Genomic DNA, 19,429 nt, shown 5'->3' on the forward strand with positions numbered 1-19,429 from the left:
ATGAACAAAACAGATTTACATTCATCATTACTCTTCCTGATGCTTAAACTGGAAGAGGCAAAGAGCAACCCGATGCTCGACAAGAACTTTGTCTTGGCATTGACGGAAGTGCTCAGATATTTCCGTGATAACGGAGAGTTGAAGAAAGCCTATGAAATCCAAAAGGATTCTTTTATAGACCTTGCTAAAGGTAATTGGGCGAAATGGATAATGGAGATTCTTGCATCTAAAACACAAGAAGACGGAGTTGATGTAGAATTAACAAACATTGATGCCTTAATAAAGGAATGCACTTCTGATGAGTTCATCGAAAAGAAAATCAAGGATATTCTTGGCGATCAGGCGAGTAAAGACGAATAGTTATGGAAAGACTAACTAAGGCTATGGATAAGTATTTGTCGGAAGCTATTGCTGAATGGGATAAAAAGAAGACTGCCGGATCAGGTAGAAAAAAGGTCAGAAACTAAAATAAATAATAGATATGAAAATAGAAATCACAAAAGTTACAGATTGGGAGCGAGTGGTGGATGCTGCTCGCTTCACACAGCGAAAAGAACCGCTGGGTAAGGAGCCTAGCGATGAGTTCAAGAAACAGATGATTCTCAGCGAGCACTCGCCACTGAGATTGCTGGAGTTCGATATTAAGATGTATGGCATACCATACTGGGTGAGCAACCATTTTGTTCGCCACGTTCACGCTCAGCCATTCGTCTCAACCTCCCGACCGGATATTACTGGCTCCAAGGTATCTCGCCACGATATGCGTCAGGATGATTTGGTCAACTTGCAGCTATCCCTCAACGCTCAGGAGATTATTAATATCTCTAAATTGAGACTCTGCAATAAGGCATCCGAAGAAACAAGAGAGATGTGGTATAAGGTACTTGATAAGCTGGCTTGCATCGAGCCTTTGCTTGCATCAGCTTGTGTTCCTCAATGTGTGTACAGAGGATTCTGCCCTGAACAAAAGTCATGTGGCGGAGACAAGAAAAAAATATTTTCTGTTACAAGAAAATACTACAAAAATCTAGAATTATACACAGCACACTAACAGACAATGAAAAATCCAAAATATACCGTAAACGAATATGTCGGTGGTCACTTCGAGTACATCACTCCCTGCCCATTCGGCATTCAAGGCAAGTACACCCACGAACTCCTGATGGTAGGAAGCCTTGCTTGCCAGCGATGTGAGCACTTCCGAGGTATCAATACAGAGGATTGTGTTGTATCTTGTGGAATCGAATAGTTATAATAGTGCAGCCTATCTGCATTCATCTTAATAATTAATCAAATTTAATATATGAATACAAAGAAGATTTCAATTATTCAGCGCATCACAGAGCGCATCCTTGGCAAGAAGTTCTATATCGCAGTTATTGCCAACAAGGGAACCAGCAACTACTTCGTTAACTCTAACATCTATCGCTCAGAAGAGGATGTTATCGCTTATCAGAAATACATCACCACTGACGAGAGAATGAAGGAGAGCTTCGATTTTGTATGCTACTACTCCTTCCGTTCCAAGTTCGACTTCCGCATTCCTCTTGGCGGCAAGCCATTATCTCTTGAAGAGGCAAAGGAACTTAGCAAGAAATAAGGTATGGGAAAGTTGATTGACCTGAAAGGAAAGCGGTTTGGCAGACTCTATGTCTGCTGCCGCTCCGGCAAATCCAGTAAGAATGGTGTTTATTGGATATGCAAGTGTGATTGTGGTAGAGGTGTTTCTGTTCTATCCTGCAATTTGCTCCGAGGAGTAACCAAGTCTTGCGGTTGTCTCAGATCAGAGAATGCCAAGCTTCGCCTTCGCCAGTACAACGAGAAGAAGGCAAAAGTAAACGGATAATAATCTTTTCTAACCAAAACTTCGTATATTTGCAAAATGATATTCAGTTATATTAAAGACAAGTGCCGGAACATTCAAGGTTTCCTGCACAGAAATAATTTCGTAGTGCTTGATGGTAGAGCCAATTCTGTTACTCTCTCGCAGGGCATCTACAACCATATTATGCAGATAGAGCGCACAGATAGCTCCATCTTCGTCTTCCATATCTCCAGCAGAGGAACATACGGATTCTGCCTGAGAGAGGACTGGGAGGAACTTCGCAAGTCTCAGACTATCTTCTGTCCGCTCCAGTACAATCAGGAGCACAAGAAGATTGGTTTCCGCAGCGAACGACCATCTGTTACAGCCATACTTGATGATTACAATCTCCCACTCAACAAGATGGTGCGCCTGACCTGCATTCCTCGCAAGAACAAAAATGGCGAGGCATACTACGAGATCATACGTCCAAACCCATAACAATACAAATATGATTAAAGAAGTATTATTTCAAGGTCTTTCCCACTCACCTTCCGACCACGAAAGCCAGGAGGGTGAGTTGGGAACTTGCCTGAACCTCATCAACGAGGATGGAGCACTCCACCCTATCCACCAGCCAGTGGTGGTTGATTCTGCCATCACCATACCTGATGGAGCCAGCATCGAACTGATTCACAAGGTTACTCACAATAACACCATTCACTCTCACTACATCATCCGTAATGGTAATACTTGGTATTGGACAGAGAAAGGTGGAAACGGAACCAAGAACACCATTAGTCTTGGCGATTTCCAAGTCAATGCCGTGAGTGCCATCGGAAACATCTTGTGTTTTGTGGGAGAGGAAAGCACTAAGTATGCCTATTGGAACGGAAGCGATTACACTAGTTTCGACTTATCCGCCATCAACTATAGTGCAGTTATCTCAAACACAAAGTCGGTGGTATGCAATGCTTCCGTTAATCTTGGTGATGATTGGGATTCCGCTTTTGTGTCAAACAAGTATTATTCCAATAAAACAGATACTTCTCTTAAAGGTGCATCCATCATTTTCAATGCTTTGGATGCGCTGATCAATAAACAGTTGGAGGAGAATGGCACGGAGTATTTCAAATATGCCGTTTTTGGTGTAATCGCCATCCGTCTATATGATGGTGTATCATACATCAATATATCAAATCCATTTGTTCTTGCACCTGAAACAACATTCAACAAGTTTATCTGGTATCAAGAGAAAAAGGCTGTTGGTACTAGCACAAGCCTTCATACTCACTCCATCGTTATCAATATGGATATACCCGAAGGTCTTGAAGATCTCATCAGCGGTGTAGATGTTTATCTTTCCCAGCCGGAATCATTTATTGATACGGAGAAACAAACCAAAGGTATATCACGATATAAGTGCTACCTTTGGAACGACAAAATGGCATCAGGAGTTAATTGCGATGCTTTTCAATATCTGTCAGAGGAAGATGTATATCAGTCTTTCGAGAAGAAATCTTTCTATCTGAGCACAAGCATCAGCAAGGATAAATTCGGCACAGCTATTCCTCTCAAACGAGTATTGGAGACCGAGGAAAGTATTTCTCTTGCAGACTTTCAGAGAAGTTCATTTGGCGGTCAATGTTCCATTACATACAACAACCGCTTGCATATCGGAAACGTGAAGAAGACTATCTTCAATGCTTTCGATACGAATATTTTCTCCAGCCGGAAAGTCTCGAATAATCAGATGTACCTGAATGAGTACACTGATCTTGCCCCCAATAATACACTCTCTACCGATTACATCTGTGATGCAGTATATCAGGTCAGCATCAGCGAGAATAGTATCAAGAGAGATATTTACTACAAGGGCAAGCTGCAATACCCTCTCAGCCCAATCTTGGCATATCCTAGCACTCTTGCTACGGCTATGACCATTTACTTCTATCTCCCTAAGTACAGCAAATACTACTCAAAGAAAGTTAAGTTGAAACCTTCCGAGACGTTCGGAATGTCTTACTATATCAACATCAGTAAGAACCGCTCGACACCAGTTGCAGCAGATAGACAGACTTCAAATACTTTGAACAACGAGGGATTTGGAGGAAGAACAGATGCACCAACAGAAACAGAAAGTTCAGAGTTGTCTGATTATATGTATCGTTATCACGATGATGCCGGACTTCCTGCCTTTATGCAAGTATATCGCCATAAGCTCATCAAGAGCGGTTCTTCTGGTGGAGACTTTGGAGGTGGCAGCACTATAGCAAGCGAAACCAGTGGAGGAAACTTTGGTAGCGGAAGTGGAGCCATTATCCCTTCTGAATATACTTGGGATTCTACACCGATTGATACGGGAGACTTCACCGAGATTACGGAAGCCGAGTATAATGCAGCATTAAGCAAGACCGACAATCAGAAGTATGTCTCTCAGCAGCCTAATGTAGTCAAGGTCAGCGAAGCCGAGAATCCGATGGTGTTCCCTGCCAAGAACTCGGTTCAGGTTGGATCATCCATTATCAATGCGCTTGCCGCCAATACCCGACCAATCAGCGAGGGTCAGTTTGGTGAAGCTCCTCTCTATGCCTTCACCGATGAAGGTGTATGGGTGTTAATGACCAATCAGGAAGGAACCTACGATGCCCGACAGCCAGCCAACAGAGATATTTGCTACAACCCTAAGGGTATCTTGCAGATTGATGATGCCGTTCTGTTCCCTACGGAACGAGGTATCATGATGCAGCGAGGCAGGGATTCCGAGTGTATCACAGATGTTCTTGATGGTTATCCGTTTGTCTTCACCCAGATATTCAAAAACGACTATCAGAAGAAGCTGCTTACACTTGGGGGCATTCCTGAATATGATACCCAATATATCAGATTCAGAACATTCCTGCAGAAGGCGAGCCTGATCTATGATTATTACGATAACCGCATCATCGTGTTCAGACCCGACTACACCTATGCGTATGTGTTTTCCTTGAAGAGCAGAATGTGGGGAACGATGCACAATGTGTTCCGTTCCACCGTCAACTCCTACCCTGAGTCTTATGCCATCAATCAGAGCGGAAAGATTGTTGATGTATATGTCAAGGAGCCATCGGGAAGCGTTTCCTATTTCTTCTGTACACGTCCGTTGACTCTCGGTCAGGAGAATATTCACAAAACGATGTTCAAGAGCATCATCCGTGGTTATTTCCGCAACGCTGCAAAAGGTAAGGTTGGTGTGGTGCTTTATGGAAGCAACGACCTCTTCAACTGGTTCTACATTCATTCTTCCGTCAACCAGCTTCTGGCTGGTATGGCAGGATCACCTTATAAGTATTTCCGATTTGCGGTAATGGGCAGTCTCAGCTACGATGAATCCATTCATAGCGTAGGAACTGAGTTTGTTGTCCGACTGCAAAATAAGCTTAGATAAGTTTTTTTTACATACATAATTTTATATCAAAACAAAAAGAGCAGCCGTCTGTGAAGATAGCTGCCCTTGCTTTTTCGTTAACCATAAGTCTAGAAAGGATGAAGCCTGATCCTTGCTCTTACCGCAGAGCGGTTGCTTGCATTCTTTATTTTTTCCTTCTTCTCTTCCGCCAGTGCCCAGAACCTGTCTGAACCTTCGGGATAGACCACCATCAACCATTCGTATAATGCCTGATTGACTATATAGTCGTGAATATACACGGTCATGGTATGCACACTCGTAGAAGAGAATCCATTTGGCATTCTCAGAGCCAGATAGTAGGCTTCCTCATCATTGGTAGGCGAACCGATACACTCCTCCCACTCATTGGAATCAAAGCCGCTTCCCAGCATTTCCATCTTGGTGAATCGGTAGAGCACTTCCCTGCAATCCTCTATGGTGGAATCCAAGATTCTTGCCAGTTTATCCCGATTGCCACCCTCTGCCACATCATAGATATTATGGATGAGGTGGGAATCTGCTACCCCACTCCTAATCGAATCCGCATAAGTGTAAGCCGTATTTCTAATGTCGTAGATCAGCTCGCTCTTCTGCAGTTCTATCATCACCTTGTGACCCTTGTTGCAAGTCTTCATGCTGCACCTCCCCTCTATGCGCTAGGAGCTGTCCGGCTAGGTCGCTCACGTCTGTTGAACGTTTCGTGCAAGTTTCTCAATGACACAACCGCCAGTTCGCTATACACCTTCGCTTCATTAGGATTGGTAATGGTGAACCAATCCATCATTGCCTTGTTGATGATATAGTCGTGGATGGAACTGGTCAGCGCATCCTTCAAGCCCAGCGAGTAATTGGATGGAAGCGAAAGCTTGATGATGATATTGTCGGTATCACTGATCAGCTTGTTGGATGCCGTAGTGCCGGAACCCTTCTCAATAGCTTCGCTCAACTCTACCAGCAACTGGCTATAGGCATTCTGAATGCTTCGCAATGCCTGATTCTTATCTTCATCATCATCGCTAGCCTGAATATTGCTGGCAGCCTCAGCATCCATATCCGCAGCTCTTCGGCTCCGTCCTGTCAGGAACGCTTTGTTCTGGAAGTCGTATATGAGTTCACTCATATACAACGTGATAGTTAAATTCTTTCTTGGCATACTTTTATATTTTAGTTCGTGTTGGCTTGGTCTTGTTGAACACCTTATCCTTGATGTCGAGCAGAAGAGCAGCCGCATTATCGGCATACTCCTTCACCTTGTCGTTAGCCGTAATCTCGCACCATTTGGCAACGATGCTGTTCACGATGAACGAAGTGGCGGACGAAGTGATGGAACCGCTCATGTTGGTATCGAACCGGCTAGGCATACTCAGAGTCCAGTTGATGTTGCCATCAGTAGAAGAGCCGATGGTGGGCATGAATCTTTTCAGGAGATTGAGCAGCGCATCCTTCGATTCATTATAGAATCGCTCTATCATCGCCAAGTCGGCATCCGTAACAAATATCTGGTCGAAGGCAGACTTGCCATCATCCAGCTTATTCTTTGCACCTAGATAAGCGGTAGTCTTCGCCACCTCCTCATAGATGCTACTTTTTGTGATTGAAATTGATAAATTTGCCATTCTTATGTTTCCTATAGATGATTAAACCTAAAATGATGAGCAGGGCGCACATCGCTCCCATCGACCACATCGCATACTTCAACTGAAACTGCTCCCACTTGGAGAGCTGCTTCTCTATCGGATAGGGTACTGGGATGGAGTCTCTTCGGATGAAGGAATCCACCCTTACCTTATACTGGGTCTTCATAACCACCTTCTTATGCCATCGGTCAACGAAAAGGGTATCTCCCATCTGTGAACTTGATACCGAATCATGCACGAAAATGCTGTCAGAAGTATGCAGGGTATCGCATTTTACTACGTCACGATATACGAATTTCTCCATCGGGACGTAGGAAGTCTTACATCCCGACATAATAAATGCTACCAGCAGCATAGCCAAAATGTAGATCAGCAACTGCCACAAATCCGAATCATACCACTTCTTCATAAGCCTATACCTTTAATGCAACCTTAGCTCTCTTCAAGAATGTTCGTCTGTGCTCCAAGCCGTATGTGCCGCCATTGATGGTCTTGGTGATTGCAAGGAAGCTATCACTATCAGCCAGCTCATTCAAGCCGTGCTTCCACCACCACCACATCGCACTCTTGGTTGCGCCCAATGGCTGCTCCAGCAGTTCGGGATGCTCCATGATGTCACCTCGGCAGTACTTGCTCTTCTGGTAAGCCTGATAGTTGGCTCTACCCGTAATCTGAATCAAGCCCCTGCCCCTATACTTGTAGCCATCGCCATCTTTCAGGTTGCCGAGCATATTCTTCAACCTACCCACATCATACCTTTGGAAGTAAGCTTTGTCGCCCACTTCCTTGGTATATCTCAGCTCGCTCGTTTCGTGGGCTATCTGAGCCAAGAAATGTGCCATTCGCTTCGGTGTATCAATATGGAAAACCTCGGCATAGCCGTTGATGTAAGGCAGGAAAGCATCCACCTTATCCTTGGCATTCGGCATAATCTCTAAAATCTGTTCTCTTGTTACCTTCATAGTTACTTGCCCTCCTTTACTTGTTTCAGCATATTTGCGAGTTCGTCCTTCACCTTACTCTCAAAGTTGCCCAGTTTGGTCTTGAAATAAATGTTCACTCCGAAGATTGCCCCAGAGTAAACCAATGTCTGGCTGACGTACCAGAGTACACCATCCGAAACTACATAATTATTGAGAAAGAATGATAGAAAGGTGAGGACAACACCACTCACTAACATTCCAATAGCTGCACCATATTGCAATCCTTCACGCACGTTTGGAGTCATATCTTATCTTTATATATTATTAATAATATGCAAAGATAAGATATGTTCCCGTAACTATTATCTTATCCGTTAATGTTGTGCCATATCTTACTTGCAGGATGCAAGCAGTCAGGGTCTTGAAGGTATTCAATAGCCATCATCACCACCATTTCCTTCAATTCCTCCTCATCCTTGCTATATTGTTTCAGCAGCTTATGATGGTCGCTTCTGAGCAGATTCATCGTAACCGCCAAGTCAAAGATGTTGTAGTCGGAAATATCATCCTTATGCTGATCAAAGGCTTCCTTTATCTCTTCATCCGTAAAGAAAGGAGCCATGTGCTTGGTTCCATCCTCATCCTCGTACCACATCTTCTTGATAGCATCATCGGCAAAGTGCTTGTCAAAATGCTCTTCGCTCAACACACCATACACCATCGCACAAAGATGATGTACCTCTACATCGCTCAACTTATATGAGAGATACTTACCCATAGCCTTTGCTATACTCAACATCTGTTCAGGAGTCATATCCTGCTGATACTTATCAACGAAATCTACAAAATCCATAATATATAAAAATTAAGAGTTTATGATGCTGCAAAGATACATATATCTTGCGCTGAGCACCATAAACTCCCAAAGATTTCTGTAGTCATCTGAATATCAGAAGAATACAGTTACGATAAAACACCTCCTTTCTTTATTCGTCCTTGAATTTAGTTCTCTTCTCACCACCCCTCGACCAGATGTCGTTCTTCTTGCGCTTCGCCACCTTGCCGAGTACGTCATTCTCGTATAGGTCGGGATTGTCTTCCCTGCCTTGGGTCTCCGTAGCAATACCCTTGTTGGCATTACTTCCTTGGTCGGCATTGTCCTTGCCATTGCCATACCATTTCTTGTTGTTTTCCTTGTCTGCTATCATATCTTAACACTAAACATTAATAACTAATCACTATGCCGAAAGCGGTGCATACTGCTCGCTAGGCTGCACACCCTGACCGCTCATCATCTGCTGCAGCATAGCCTGAGCCTTTGGATTGCTCTGGGATGCCTGATCCACCTGCGCTTGCAGTTGAGGAGAGAAACCTTGTGGAGTCTCACCATTCTTGATTGCCTCCTGCTGGGATGATACCGACTGCAGCAGTTCGTCACCGAATGGGAAATCACCTACCTGCAACAACTGCTCCAAGGTGATAGCCTGAGCTTGCCACAACTGCATCAGGAAATCGTTTGCCATCTGACGATATACAGGAGTAGCCGTACTCTCGGTGATATTGATATCAAACTCTACATCACGAATCTTCTTAGGGTCGTAGCGCACAATCTGTCCTGCCCTACCAACAATATTGAAGTTACGAGCCACGTCATAGTACTGCTGCATATTCTTCACCGTCTTGTAAGCACCATCAATGATAAACTGGCTGAAACTCTCCAAGATGTCAAGCAGCGACATGGTGGCATTCTGTGTCTGCTGGGCATAGAGTGAACCACTCGTACCCGATACTCCTGGTTTACCCTGCAGCGCACCATTCACACCCGATATATCCTCGAAGAACTTCAACTGATAGTTGAGCAAGTCACCGATACCGATGTTCGTTGAGTTGTTGGCTACTTGCTGAGGAACCTGACCACTCTTGTTCGGCTTGTATCTTACCACTCCGTTGAATCTACTCCACTCGTCACAAAAATCATCCCAGCTCATATCATCCGGCAGACAATCCTCAGGACAGAGCAGCACACCCTTGGCACTCGCCCTCATAATGAAGTCGTACATCGTGATCAGTCTGTTCACATATCTCTGCTGGTCAATCACATCTTCCACGAAGCTATGAATCTCGCCATCAATAAACGGATAGAACTTGAAGCAATATGGATGCTCTCCGTGAGCATAAGGGGTCTCACCCTCTCTCAGAATATCACCGAAAGGAGAAAGATAGTAGAAGTGCCAGTAATCATCCATAAACCACTCAGCTTCAATCAGCGGAATATCCTCACGCTTCATACCGAGTGACAGACCTCTCTCCAGTCGGTCTTGATTCTCTGCATCTACAATCTCATCACAATCTTCAATGTCAATCTTGAAATCGTCACCATTGTTATAGTCGTGGCAGCGATAGCGTGGCTTACTCTCCTTGCGCCATACCTCAATCACTCGGCAGAGTGAAGGATTTGCAGGATTCATGAAGTCGATGGTCTTCGGATCAAACTCTCCGAAACGCTGGGTGCAGTCGGCTATCACGAAGTCTCGGTCAGCAGCCAGTCGGTAAATCTCCTTCAACTTCCTTGCTTCGGCAGGAGTCTTGGCAAATTCCCGAAGCACATTGCCGATGGTAATGTCGTGAACCTCGCCCAAGCAGCTAACATCCCAGCCACGGAAATCCCTCATATTGTTATCTATGAAGAAATTGTTCGGATTCACATAGTCTGTCCAGCAATCCAACCTTCCCCTTCGCCATCCATACTTCTTCTTGTAGATAGCCGCACCACTGATCAGGAACTCCTCCATCGTTCGGGCATCCATTTCCGTCTCTCGGTTCAGTTGTCGGTTGCATTGCAGCACCACACTCATCGTTTCGCCATACCGCTTCTCATCCTTATCCCTCGCATTGCAGGTAGGTTCCTTGCTCTGGGAGCGGTACACACCCAGCACATTCTTCACCAGCCTTCGGATCAGGTTGTTCTTCAACGGCTCACTACCCTGCTCACGGATATAGTCTTCCTCTTTGATACGCTTGGTAAAGCCGCACCGATTCTCGATTTCGATGAGGTCTCCCCACTGGTCTCCATAGCAGTACCGCTTGTTTCTCTCCCTACGCTTTCGGAAGTTATCCATGTTGTTATAGTATCGTTGTGCTTCCAGCAGGATGGAGAAGGCACGCTCGTATGGCTTGTCGAATCGGTTCTTGGAAGCTTTTACGCTATCCAGTTCCTCTCTGTCCACCACCTTGCTCAGCGACAACAACTTTGCTTTTTCTTTCTTCTTTGCCATGATTACGATGTTGTTGGTTCAACAATATGTGCCAGTTTTCTGGCTACACCCAATAACCCAGCCGCAGTATCGGTATCTCCCATACTCACGCAAGTGAGATAGCCAGCCATATAGAGGATAGCATCTTTCAGGTTGCTCTGTAGATTGATATACCCAGCACCACTGCTTTCCGTGATGATTTCCGGCTGAGCCACATAGGTGAAATCAACCGTCACGCTATTCGATTTGCTCGTATATAGCTCTAGGTATCTACCGCCCTTGGTATGTATGATAGCCGCAATAGGTCGGTCGGGATTGCCCCTCACGCCATATTTGCAGCCCTGATACTTGTAGGCTTCATCATTCTCGGTGATGATTTCGGCACAGCGGTTCCAGTCGCTGGCTCTTACACTAAGCAGCCTGATCATATCGGCTGGCATATAGACCATACCGACATAAGCATTGTTCTTCGATACCCAAGATACGCTGATGTTGTCTAGCTTGATTCCATCCACCATATCTACTGGCGCATCGGAAAGAATGATACTTGCTGCATCTACGATTTTACTCTTGATAAGTTCTGCCTGAGAGAGCGTATCAGTATCATCGGGAGTCAGCAAGCCGGAAGACTCTTGGTTTCTGTCCAAGAGCACCTTCACTTCTTTCACCAAATCAGATACAGCATACTTCTTCATTATTCAAGTCCTTCTAGTTCAACACCCTTTTCCTTGGCAATAGACAAGATGTCCTCCTTGGTCTTCAGCTTCGAGCGGCTCACACCGAAGGTCTCAGCCAGATAGTCTCTGGCATCCTCAAAGTCTGTCACGATATGGGTCTTCTTCTCCTCAGCCGCCTTCTTCTTGGTCTTGGTAGCCGCTCTCTTCTTTGCTTCGGCAGCTTCCTTCTTCTCGTCAACGGCTTCCACCAAGAAGAACTTGTCATTGAACCAATAATGAGACTCGATAGCCTTCTGCAGCTTCTCGTCTCTTGTGCCATAGATACTGCAACCCATAGTCTTACCCTCGAAGACAACTCTCACTCGTTCGTTACCAACCATAACGCTGAACGACAAATCCGTACCAGCTTGATATTTCTTATACATGATTATACCTTATTATATATGTGTTATGAAAAAAGGGATGGGGCTAGTGCCCACACCCCTCTCTATTTAATAAATAATTTGCCGAATTTGCCCTGCATTAAGCAGCAGCATTGGTCTCTTCTGTCTCAGACGTACCCTCTGCATCAGGAACCTTGGCAAGTCGCATACGAGCGTGTGCCTTAGGGTACTTCAAGTACAGACAAGCAACCTCCTGAATAACTACTGCATCGGTGTTACGGATTCCAGCCTTCTTCAAGTCGAGAACGTTACGAGTCCAAGACAAGTGTACTCTCTTCACCAAGAACTCAGGATCAAGAGCGAAGCCGCAGTCACTCATACCGAAGAGGTCGAACAACTCTGAATGAATCATCAATACCTCACCGAAGTCTGTCTCCCAACTCTTGAACTTCAAATTCCATACCTCAACGGTGTCCTTCAAGCGGAACTTGTCAGAATCAATCTTACTGAATGCACGGACGAAGTCTGAGCCAGCAATAACCACCTTGCGCTTGTTGCCGATACCAGTACCGACAAACATATCCTTGGAAATATCTACCAGCTCCAAGTCTGTGATAACTCGCTCATTCTTGGTGTAGCCCTTCTTGATCTCATCGGCAGTAGCAATATGACCTACCTCAATATCCTTGCCAGCCATCCACCAGATACCCTTGGTAAACCACTGAGCTGAGTTGTTCTTGGTAGTATGCTTGATGCAAGCCATATCACCGAAGAGATAAGAACCCTCCATGGCAAGTCTCATATCATAGATGCTATCCTCCTCAATGTCTGAGAAATCCCAATCCACTCGCTTGTCAGCAATCTTATCGAAGGTACTCTGCTCAACCTGAATCATAAAGTTCTGGCAGTACTGAATATCAGAATCAGGAAGGTTGTTGAAACGACCAGTCTGTACATCCAGCTCACCGCAGCTCTTTGCCATACGAATCAACTTCTGACCCTGCTTCAAGGCAGGAACACCGATAGGCTGCTTGCTGACCATGTTACCATTAATGGCATACACGATAGGAAAGCCTTCTGTGTCCTTACCGCACACACAGAGCACCAAATCAGGAGTAGGAGCATCAGTAATGGTTGAATAAGCGACACCCTTATAGTTAGTGACAGCCTTCACACCTACCACTCGGATGGTATCATCAAGCGTAAACATTTCAGGGTCTTCTACCTTCAAGACCATAGATGTACCAGTACTTGCCTCTGTATTCTCTTTTACTGTGGTTCGGATAGGACGGGTACCGATACTCCAATACTCAACAACAAAGGAGCTTGCCGACTTGGTTGTGGCATAACGGGAAATCTGATCCACTGGTGTTGCCATCGGGCGAATCTTGATAATCTTCTCGTTGATGTCATTGTTGTAATACTCAATGCCCTTCTCGTTAAAGTGATCACGACCCTTGGTTTCGGTAGCGACACCCTCATTCTGACGAGCCGCACCACCATTGCCAGCTTCACCAGCAGCAGGAGCACCGCCAGCCTCCGCAGGGTGACCACTCTCAGAAGTACCGCCATCAGGGAGATTTGCCTCAGCCATCAGCACCTGACCATTGACACCAAAAATAACTGCCATCACCATAATGAAAATGGAGAACAGTCGATTAAATGTACTTTTTGTTACTTTCATTATCCTAAATATTAATTAAACATTATTAAATCTAACTCTATCTTATCGGATGCGTGTTCGCTTCTCGTTTCCACGCTCCCAGATGTTACCTCTTCGGGTAGCCCTGCCAAGCGCACCCAGTTCCGGCTGGTTGTCGGTCTTCTTGGTCTCGGCATTCGCTGAGTCAAGGTCGGCAGTACCATCGCCCTTCTTGCGCAGTTCCAAGTTCTTCATGTGCTTGGTATTCTTGCCACGAACCTCACCTTCGTGAGCAGCATCAGCTACATCAGTATCGTGATTCTTCGCCTTGATGAAAGCGGTAATCATATCCTCGGTGAAGATACCTTTCACCACATTGTTCATCGTCTGAAAGCACTGGTCGATAGCTTCGTTCACCGCTTCCTCGCCATACTTCTCCTCCAGCTTGTCGAAGACCGCATAGCTGGCTGGCATGTTCTTGTCGTACTCCTCCTGCAACTTCTTGCCATCAGACGCATTCTTCAAGAACTCAGACTGAGCATTGGCAATCTCGTCAGCATTATCAGGATCAGAGTAGTAGTCGATAGCATCCTCCCCGTGGGTACGAATCAATTCTGCATAAGGGCTCTTGCCAGCCTTCATCGCTTGCAGGAAGGTAGCTGCAGCAGGGTCACTGCCCATCCAGTCAGCCATCGCCTTCTCGTTATCCTTGTAACCTTGCAAAGACTTCTGGTCGGCATCATAATCATCATTGATAGCACCATAGATAGCTTCATCATCCGCATACTCGGTATCGGGGTGACGAGTCTTCAAACGCTCCAAAGCCAAGTCTCTCTTGGTCTTCGTAGCTTGCTGTGCAGCAGCACCAGCATTCTGTTCCGTATTTGTATTATCAGGCATATATATATGTATTAATTTATAAATCAATGCCCAAAAGTAATGCTTTTCCGCCTATAATTAATCTTATCCGTTAACTTTAATTAATCGTATATGAATAATTTGGCTGTTTCAATACTTTTTTGTAACTTTGCATCATAATAGAATGAAACATAAAGGATCACGATGTGACTTTACACAAGAGCGAAACGCTGACATATTGAGGGCTTACAAGGAAATCATATCAGTAAGAGACAATATCAGCCTCTTGGAGATTGAGCAGAGATTACTGCAATCTTCAAGCAAGCGTTTTTGGGTCTCGGATATCAGGGCTTACAATGTTATTCTGACAATGATCAAAGGGAAATCCTTGAATAACATGAACCCTACCAAGAGAGAAATGTTTCAGGAAATATACCGCAGATTTATTGATTATACCAAGCAGCATCCTTCTATCACCAAGTTGGATGCCATTAGTTACGTGTGCAATCAGGAGGCTCCAAGTTTCTATCTTTCTCCGAAATCCATACACGTGATTCTTCACAAGGTGAGAAAGGAGGAGAAGGAAAGATGTTACGAACTAAGAAAGAAAAGATTGCGCTTTATGCTGGGTACATTATAATAATGTGTATCACATTCCTTGGTTATGATGGGATGGGGCTCTATGAAGGTTGCTCTATGCTGAACCGACTTACCTATCCGTTCTTCCATCAGAATGTCTTCCATGCTGCCATCAACCTTTGGGTGCTGCATCAATGCCTGAAAGCCAGACCTTGCGGCATCGTAGATATGGTGGTATTCTATCTCATAGCCGTAAGCTATTACCCCAGTTCTAGCGTACCCATCATCGGTCTCAGCGGTATCGTATATGCCTATATGGGATATATCGCCCCATTCGTAGAGAAGAAGGTGAGATACAACATCATCATTCTTTCGTATATATGTGTAGGATTTTTCATTCCTTGCATGGCAGTGGGCATCCACATCTATTGCTATGTAGTCGGTCTGTTGTGGGGGTATCTTAATTCTCCGATATGCCAAGACAAGTAGCCATAAGAACCAAAGCTGACGATGCACTAGACAAACATGTATTGAGCATCCTGACTGAGAATGAGAAGCGCATCAAGGAAATCAACACTCCTTTCAGCCCGATCAAGGGTGAAGGTTGTGGAGATAAGCGATTCCTGCTCTTCCTGCCTGACTTCCCGATTCAGAAGCAGCACCTCCCGATGAGTATGAAGAAGATTCCGCTCATCAAGATGCTGCTGGAACTGGGTAGCTGCAAGGCGGTGATTGAGGAACTGCATGAGGATATGGATGAGCCATACAACCTTGAAGAGGAAATGGAACAACTGGTGGAGCAGTTCACCCGAATCAGGATGAAGCACGACCCCTTCTTCTTCTTCGCCATGTTCATCTACATCAAACCGAAAGGTGGAGGTCTCCCCTTCCGCTTTGTGCTCAGAAGACCGCAGCGCAGACTGCTCAGGTGGCTGGAGGAGAGAAGAAAGAAGAACCGCCCTATCCGACTCATCCTCTTGAAGGCACGACAATGGGGAGGCTCAACGGTTATTCAGATGTATATGCTCTGGATGCAATTAATGTGGGAAAAGGGTCTCAACTCGCTGATTGTTGCTCAGGTCAAGGACACCGCAGAGACTATCCGAGGAATGTTTGAGGAAGCCTTGAAAAACTTCCCTACCAAATTCCTCTATGAAATGGGTGAAGCCTACTCTGAGAACGAACCTAAGTTTGTGGGTGTGGGTACATCCGGCAACGTGAAGAAGGTTCCTCAGCGTTTCTGCAAGATCAAGGTGGGTTCTATGGAGCGACCATTATCAGCCAATGGTGAAGACTACAACTTGGTTCATCTTTCCGAGGTGGGTCTGTGGAAAAAGACAGATGGCAAATCTCCAGAGGAAGTGGTACAGAATGCCACCAATGGTATCTTATATAGACCATATACGATGATAGCCTACGAGTCCACCGCCAATGGTACTGGCAACTTCTTTCACAAGGAATGGATTGCAGCCAAAAAGGGTGAATCCCAGTTTGAGCCGTTCTTTGTTCCTTGGTTCGAGATATACGATATGTATCATCTTGATTTTGAAACCAAGAAGCAGAAGGTGGAGTTTGCCAAATGGTTATACGAAAACAGGAACAACAGCAATACGATGTCCGACCGAGAGGAGCCTGGCACATACCTTTGGAAGTTGTGGACACTAGGTGCTCCGCTGGAAGCCATCAACTGGTATATGGCTGAGCGAAAGAAGTTCACCGACCACGCTGATATGGCTGCTGGCTACCCTACAGATGATATTGAAGCCTTCAAGCACTCAGGAGCCAAGGTATTCGCTGAGGATAAGGTTGACAAGTTCAGAAAAGGATGCCGAGCACCTAAGTTCATCGGTGATGTATATGGTGACGGCTACAAGGGCAAGAAGTGTATGCAGAATGTCCGCTTCTGTGAAGACAAGCAGGGGCAGCTATGGATATGGAGCAAGCCGGAGTACTTTGACGATTGCAGGGTGACCAACCGCTATCTAGTGGTTGTGGATATTGGTGGACGAAGCAAGAATGCCGACTGGTCTGTTATCTGTGTCTTCGACCGATACTGGATGATGGAAGGTGGCAAGCCGTATGTGGTTGCCCAATGGTATGGGCATATTGATATGGACTTGCTGGCTTGGAAGGCTGCACAGATAGCCAAGTTCTATGATAATGCCCTCTTGGTGATTGAATCCAACACCTTGGAGACGAAAGACAAGGAGCATATTTTGGAAGGTGGTGATCAGTCTGAGTTCATCCTGAATCAAATCAAGGACGTTTATGACAATCTCTATGCACGCAAGCAGAGTGAGTCAGACATCAAGAATAAGGTTCCAGTGAAGTATGGATTCCACACCAATGTGGCAACCAAGCCGATGGTTATCTCTGTACTGGTTCAGGTGATCCGTGAACATCTTTATGTAGAACGAGACGATAGATGCCTAGATGAGTATCTCACCTACGAGAAGAACGGAACCGTATATGAAGCAGCAGACGGAAAGCACGATGATTTGCTTATGACAAGAGCTATCGGACTCCATATCTGCTTCAATGAAATGGAAATGCCAAAGATGATTCAGATTCAGGTTAGGGTAATGAGAAAAAAGGTTTCTGTTTCGGCAGCAACCATCATATAGTTTCAACTTTAATTATACGATTATGAAGATTACTAAGATTTTCAAGCGCATCAAATGCGAGATTATGTACCGCCAAGCTACGGCTAAGGCAGACTATGCAGCCAAGAAGAACAAGGGTGAAATCTACTTTGTCCTACCTACGGAGAAGGGCAACCTGATGATTATGAACCGCCCCCTCTTCGAGGCTTTCAAGAAGACAAAACTGGTAGATAAGGATATGAAGTCGAGAGACCTCTACCGTGATTGTGTCTATCATACCAACTGCAAGAGCGAGAGAGGAAAGCGCAGCCGCAAGCGCAAGTTCCTCAGATGGAAGGGCTTGATTTAATGCCCAAAAGTTAATGGATAAGAGATAGGTAGAGAAAAATCTGCCTATCTTTGCGCTATTATTAATAATGTGTAGTATTACGTAACATGGATATTTACAAAATAGTTAAAGGTAACTCTTTCTCTCTTTTTATTCAGATGCAGAAAGTGTACATTAGCCAAAACAAACAGATGTTAGAATATCTAGATGTAGCCGCTATCAGCAATCTAGAAGTTATCCTGACAGACTATTTTGGTGAATGTATTGCAGTAATGCCATCAAAAATATGGGATGTTTCCGATGGATCATATCCACATAGCGAGATTATGGTTACCTTCCCTAGTGATTTAGACGAAGGTGTCTATGGTATAACAATAAAAGGTAAATACAGAGACAATGACCTTTGTAGTATCGAAAAGAAACTCTTTCGTATTGTTGAGAGAAATGGTAAATCACACATCCCATTAGGTGTTGTTGAAGGAGAAATGGGTGGTATGTATAACACCAAGTATTACATAGAGCTGAATAATAAATCAGAAGAGACTCTGCTTTATGGTGCTCTATCTACTTTCAATCCAGCAAACGTAAATTTGGAAGAACTTACGAATGCTAATGCAAATTTTGAAGGCAAGGCTATAACCATTAGAACTTCAAATGAAAGACCATATATCTGGTTTGTCTGCAATTCTCCTCTAGTTTTTACACAAGCTGGATTTGAAGCAGAACTTTCACATACAGAACTTGGAGATTTACATTATTATTGCACAGACGAATTGATTCCTGATGATTTTACATACAACATCAAAAAAAGATAATTATGGCAGTTAAACAAAAATATAATAATGTACTTGTAAGCGGAAGAAAAGACGGAACACTCACGTACTCAAAATATGTGAAAGACCCTATCACGGGTGTTTCCGTCAAAGATGCTTTGGACGTATTGAAGGAACTTGTGAAAGCTGCTACAGGTATTCCACAAGATTTATTAGACCGAATGCTGGAAAGTGATAAAAATATCCAGCAAATGAAAGACAAATTAGCAAACATTAAAGAAATTACTGCAGATGATATACAAAGTATAATTGCAGGTACGTATGTTCCTGGCACAGAAAATGAGCAGATGCCTGAGCCTGAAAATGACATTATAGGTTATGTTCGTAATATCAACAAGAAAGTGTACGAAACATCTGATAAATTGGATTCCTTCATTGATTCTGACCTCACGGCAGAACAGGTTAATGATCTTTTAGACAAAAAAATAATAACAATATAAATATCGTTTAGATTATGGCAGAATATAATTATTTAGGAAAA

At 44.4% G+C, this 19,429-nt stretch carries 26 protein-coding genes; 13 read left to right on the forward strand and 13 right to left on the reverse strand.

Going from position 1 to position 19,429, the window contains the following annotated elements; genetic code table 11:
- The 7 genes from DW657_RS17890 to DW657_RS13515 form a co-directional block, all read left to right on the forward strand.
- Window positions 1–360, forward strand: a 360-nt coding sequence (locus tag DW657_RS17890) for a hypothetical protein (RefSeq protein WP_118312996.1), incomplete at its 5' end; no start/stop codon positions are given.
- A gap of 121 nt (window positions 361–481) precedes the next feature.
- Window positions 482–1,051, forward strand: coding sequence for a thymidylate synthase ThyX (locus tag DW657_RS13490; RefSeq protein WP_199658363.1), 570 nt, complete (start codon window positions 482–484; stop codon window positions 1,049–1,051).
- 6 nt (window positions 1,052–1,057) lie between these two features.
- Window positions 1,058–1,249 carry a hypothetical protein gene (locus DW657_RS13495; protein WP_118312998.1) on the forward strand — a complete coding sequence of 64 codons (192 nt, stop codon included), beginning with the start codon at window positions 1,058–1,060 and terminating at the stop codon, window positions 1,247–1,249.
- A gap of 54 nt (window positions 1,250–1,303) precedes the next feature.
- Window positions 1,304–1,600, forward strand: coding sequence for a hypothetical protein (locus DW657_RS13500; protein ID WP_118313000.1), 297 nt, complete (start codon window positions 1,304–1,306; stop codon window positions 1,598–1,600).
- A gap of 3 nt (window positions 1,601–1,603) precedes the next feature.
- Window positions 1,604–1,846, forward strand: coding sequence for a hypothetical protein (locus DW657_RS13505; RefSeq protein ID WP_118313002.1), 243 nt, complete (start codon window positions 1,604–1,606; stop codon window positions 1,844–1,846).
- Between the two features lie 36 nt (window positions 1,847–1,882).
- The gene (locus DW657_RS13510; protein ID WP_118313003.1) at window positions 1,883–2,305 is read left to right on the forward strand and encodes a hypothetical protein; all 423 of its coding nucleotides are present in this window, start codon (window positions 1,883–1,885) and stop codon (window positions 2,303–2,305) included.
- A gap of 10 nt (window positions 2,306–2,315) precedes the next feature.
- Window positions 2,316–5,231 (forward strand): hypothetical protein, encoded by a 2,916-nt coding sequence (locus DW657_RS13515; protein ID WP_118313005.1) that lies wholly within the window; start codon window positions 2,316–2,318, stop codon window positions 5,229–5,231.
- 89 nt (window positions 5,232–5,320) lie between these two features.
- On the opposite strand, the gene DW657_RS13520 is transcribed toward DW657_RS13515, so the two are convergent.
- The 13 genes from DW657_RS13520 to DW657_RS13580 all read right to left on the reverse strand — a co-directional run bounded on the left by DW657_RS13520 (window position 5,321) and on the right by DW657_RS13580 (window position 14,647).
- The gene (locus DW657_RS13520) at window positions 5,321–5,866 is read right to left on the reverse strand and encodes a hypothetical protein (RefSeq protein ID WP_118313006.1); all 546 of its coding nucleotides are present in this window, start codon (window positions 5,864–5,866) and stop codon (window positions 5,321–5,323) included.
- A gap of 14 nt (window positions 5,867–5,880) precedes the next feature.
- Window positions 5,881–6,384, reverse strand: coding sequence for a hypothetical protein (locus DW657_RS13525; protein ID WP_147381944.1), 504 nt, complete (start codon window positions 6,382–6,384; stop codon window positions 5,881–5,883).
- Between the two features lie 4 nt (window positions 6,385–6,388).
- A complete protein-coding gene (locus DW657_RS13530; protein ID WP_147381945.1) occupies window positions 6,389–6,847 on the reverse strand; it encodes a hypothetical protein in 459 nt (152 codons plus the stop codon).
- Window positions 6,813–7,277, reverse strand: coding sequence for a hypothetical protein (locus DW657_RS13535; protein ID WP_118313009.1), 465 nt, complete (start codon window positions 7,275–7,277; stop codon window positions 6,813–6,815). Before DW657_RS13535 ends, DW657_RS13530 begins: the two co-directional genes overlap by 35 nt.
- 4 nt (window positions 7,278–7,281) lie before the next feature.
- Entirely contained in the window at window positions 7,282–7,830 is a 549-nt protein-coding gene (locus DW657_RS13540; protein ID WP_118313010.1) for a glycoside hydrolase family 19 protein, read from the reverse strand.
- A gap of 2 nt (window positions 7,831–7,832) precedes the next feature.
- A complete protein-coding gene (locus DW657_RS13545; protein WP_118313011.1) occupies window positions 7,833–8,096 on the reverse strand; it encodes a hypothetical protein in 264 nt (87 codons plus the stop codon).
- A gap of 62 nt (window positions 8,097–8,158) precedes the next feature.
- Window positions 8,159–8,644, reverse strand: coding sequence for a hypothetical protein (locus DW657_RS13550; RefSeq protein WP_118313012.1), 486 nt, complete (start codon window positions 8,642–8,644; stop codon window positions 8,159–8,161).
- Between the two features lie 133 nt (window positions 8,645–8,777).
- Window positions 8,778–8,999 carry a hypothetical protein gene (locus DW657_RS13555; protein WP_118313013.1) on the reverse strand — a complete coding sequence of 74 codons (222 nt, stop codon included), beginning with the start codon at window positions 8,997–8,999 and terminating at the stop codon, window positions 8,778–8,780.
- A 30-nt stretch (window positions 9,000–9,029) separates the two neighbouring features.
- Window positions 9,030–11,066 (reverse strand): hypothetical protein, encoded by a 2,037-nt coding sequence (locus DW657_RS13560; protein WP_233547072.1) that lies wholly within the window; start codon window positions 11,064–11,066, stop codon window positions 9,030–9,032.
- Between the two features lie 2 nt (window positions 11,067–11,068).
- The gene (locus DW657_RS13565; RefSeq protein ID WP_118313014.1) at window positions 11,069–11,740 is read right to left on the reverse strand and encodes a hypothetical protein; all 672 of its coding nucleotides are present in this window, start codon (window positions 11,738–11,740) and stop codon (window positions 11,069–11,071) included.
- Window positions 11,740–12,147 (reverse strand): hypothetical protein, encoded by a 408-nt coding sequence (locus DW657_RS13570; protein WP_118313015.1) that lies wholly within the window; start codon window positions 12,145–12,147, stop codon window positions 11,740–11,742. Before DW657_RS13570 ends, DW657_RS13565 begins: the two co-directional genes overlap by 1 nt.
- 97 nt (window positions 12,148–12,244) lie before the next feature.
- Window positions 12,245–13,789, reverse strand: a complete 1,545-nt coding sequence (locus tag DW657_RS13575; protein ID WP_118313016.1) for a hypothetical protein — start codon at window positions 13,787–13,789, stop codon at window positions 12,245–12,247.
- Window positions 13,790–13,831: 42 nt separating this feature from the next.
- Entirely contained in the window at window positions 13,832–14,647 is an 816-nt protein-coding gene (locus DW657_RS13580) for a hypothetical protein (protein ID WP_118313017.1), read from the reverse strand.
- 142 nt (window positions 14,648–14,789) lie between these two features.
- On the opposite strand from DW657_RS13580, the gene DW657_RS17580 reads away from it, so the two are divergent.
- The 6 genes from DW657_RS17580 to DW657_RS13610 all read left to right on the forward strand — a co-directional run bounded on the left by DW657_RS17580 (window position 14,790) and on the right by DW657_RS13610 (window position 19,388).
- The gene (locus tag DW657_RS17580) at window positions 14,790–15,245 is read left to right on the forward strand and encodes a hypothetical protein (RefSeq protein ID WP_147381946.1); all 456 of its coding nucleotides are present in this window, start codon (window positions 14,790–14,792) and stop codon (window positions 15,243–15,245) included.
- A 2-nt stretch (window positions 15,246–15,247) separates the two neighbouring features.
- Complete coding sequence (locus DW657_RS13590; protein WP_158577381.1) at window positions 15,248–15,673, forward strand: rhomboid family intramembrane serine protease; 426 nt, start codon at window positions 15,248–15,250, stop codon at window positions 15,671–15,673.
- Window positions 15,658–17,808, forward strand: coding sequence for a terminase (locus tag DW657_RS13595; RefSeq protein WP_118313020.1), 2,151 nt, complete (start codon window positions 15,658–15,660; stop codon window positions 17,806–17,808). The genes DW657_RS13590 and DW657_RS13595 overlap by 16 nt, the downstream gene beginning before the upstream one ends.
- 22 nt (window positions 17,809–17,830) lie before the next feature.
- Entirely contained in the window at window positions 17,831–18,136 is a 306-nt protein-coding gene (locus DW657_RS13600) for a hypothetical protein (protein WP_118313021.1), read from the forward strand.
- A gap of 170 nt (window positions 18,137–18,306) precedes the next feature.
- Window positions 18,307–18,930, forward strand: a complete 624-nt coding sequence (locus tag DW657_RS13605; protein ID WP_147381947.1) for a hypothetical protein — start codon at window positions 18,307–18,309, stop codon at window positions 18,928–18,930.
- 2 nt (window positions 18,931–18,932) lie between these two features.
- Window positions 18,933–19,388 carry a hypothetical protein gene (locus DW657_RS13610; protein ID WP_118313023.1) on the forward strand — a complete coding sequence of 152 codons (456 nt, stop codon included), beginning with the start codon at window positions 18,933–18,935 and terminating at the stop codon, window positions 19,386–19,388.
- Window positions 19,389–19,429: the final 41 nt, after the last annotated feature.

Origin of the sequence: Prevotella sp. AM23-5 (assembly GCF_003473645.1) — a bacterium.
Classification (GTDB): domain Bacteria; phylum Bacteroidota; class Bacteroidia; order Bacteroidales; family Bacteroidaceae; genus Prevotella; species Prevotella copri_A.

Bases quoted from the DNA above. Each gene is read 5' to 3' on its own strand.
- DW657_RS13490 (WP_199658363.1), top strand. From the start codon at position 482: ATGAAAATAGAAATCACAAAAGTTACAGATTGGGAGCGAGTGGTGGAT.
- DW657_RS13495 (WP_118312998.1), top strand. From the start codon at position 1,058: ATGAAAAATCCAAAATATACCGTAAACGAATATGTCGGTGGTCACTTC.
- DW657_RS13500 (WP_118313000.1), top strand. From the start codon at position 1,304: ATGAATACAAAGAAGATTTCAATTATTCAGCGCATCACAGAGCGCATC.
- DW657_RS13505 (WP_118313002.1), top strand. From the start codon at position 1,604: ATGGGAAAGTTGATTGACCTGAAAGGAAAGCGGTTTGGCAGACTCTAT.
- DW657_RS13510 (WP_118313003.1), top strand. From the start codon at position 1,883: ATGATATTCAGTTATATTAAAGACAAGTGCCGGAACATTCAAGGTTTC.
- DW657_RS13515 (WP_118313005.1), top strand. From the start codon at position 2,316: ATGATTAAAGAAGTATTATTTCAAGGTCTTTCCCACTCACCTTCCGAC.
- DW657_RS13520 (WP_118313006.1), bottom strand. From the start codon at position 5,866: ATGAAGACTTGCAACAAGGGTCACAAGGTGATGATAGAACTGCAGAAG.
- DW657_RS13525 (WP_147381944.1), bottom strand. From the start codon at position 6,384: ATGCCAAGAAAGAATTTAACTATCACGTTGTATATGAGTGAACTCATA.
- DW657_RS13530 (WP_147381945.1), bottom strand. From the start codon at position 6,847: ATGGCAAATTTATCAATTTCAATCACAAAAAGTAGCATCTATGAGGAG.
- DW657_RS13535 (WP_118313009.1), bottom strand. From the start codon at position 7,277: ATGAAGAAGTGGTATGATTCGGATTTGTGGCAGTTGCTGATCTACATT.
- DW657_RS13540 (WP_118313010.1), bottom strand. From the start codon at position 7,830: ATGAAGGTAACAAGAGAACAGATTTTAGAGATTATGCCGAATGCCAAG.
- DW657_RS13545 (WP_118313011.1), bottom strand. From the start codon at position 8,096: ATGACTCCAAACGTGCGTGAAGGATTGCAATATGGTGCAGCTATTGGA.
- DW657_RS13550 (WP_118313012.1), bottom strand. From the start codon at position 8,644: ATGGATTTTGTAGATTTCGTTGATAAGTATCAGCAGGATATGACTCCT.
- DW657_RS13555 (WP_118313013.1), bottom strand. From the start codon at position 8,999: ATGATAGCAGACAAGGAAAACAACAAGAAATGGTATGGCAATGGCAAG.
- DW657_RS13560 (WP_233547072.1), bottom strand. From the start codon at position 11,066: ATGGCAAAGAAGAAAGAAAAAGCAAAGTTGTTGTCGCTGAGCAAGGTG.
- DW657_RS13565 (WP_118313014.1), bottom strand. From the start codon at position 11,740: ATGAAGAAGTATGCTGTATCTGATTTGGTGAAAGAAGTGAAGGTGCTC.
- DW657_RS13570 (WP_118313015.1), bottom strand. From the start codon at position 12,147: ATGTATAAGAAATATCAAGCTGGTACGGATTTGTCGTTCAGCGTTATG.
- DW657_RS13575 (WP_118313016.1), bottom strand. From the start codon at position 13,789: ATGAAAGTAACAAAAAGTACATTTAATCGACTGTTCTCCATTTTCATT.
- DW657_RS13580 (WP_118313017.1), bottom strand. From the start codon at position 14,647: ATGCCTGATAATACAAATACGGAACAGAATGCTGGTGCTGCTGCACAG.
- DW657_RS17580 (WP_147381946.1), top strand. From the start codon at position 14,790: ATGAAACATAAAGGATCACGATGTGACTTTACACAAGAGCGAAACGCT.
- DW657_RS13590 (WP_158577381.1), top strand. From the start codon at position 15,248: ATGTGTATCACATTCCTTGGTTATGATGGGATGGGGCTCTATGAAGGT.
- DW657_RS13595 (WP_118313020.1), top strand. From the start codon at position 15,658: ATGCCAAGACAAGTAGCCATAAGAACCAAAGCTGACGATGCACTAGAC.
- DW657_RS13600 (WP_118313021.1), top strand. From the start codon at position 17,831: ATGAAGATTACTAAGATTTTCAAGCGCATCAAATGCGAGATTATGTAC.
- DW657_RS13605 (WP_147381947.1), top strand. From the start codon at position 18,307: ATGTTAGAATATCTAGATGTAGCCGCTATCAGCAATCTAGAAGTTATC.
- DW657_RS13610 (WP_118313023.1), top strand. From the start codon at position 18,933: ATGGCAGTTAAACAAAAATATAATAATGTACTTGTAAGCGGAAGAAAA.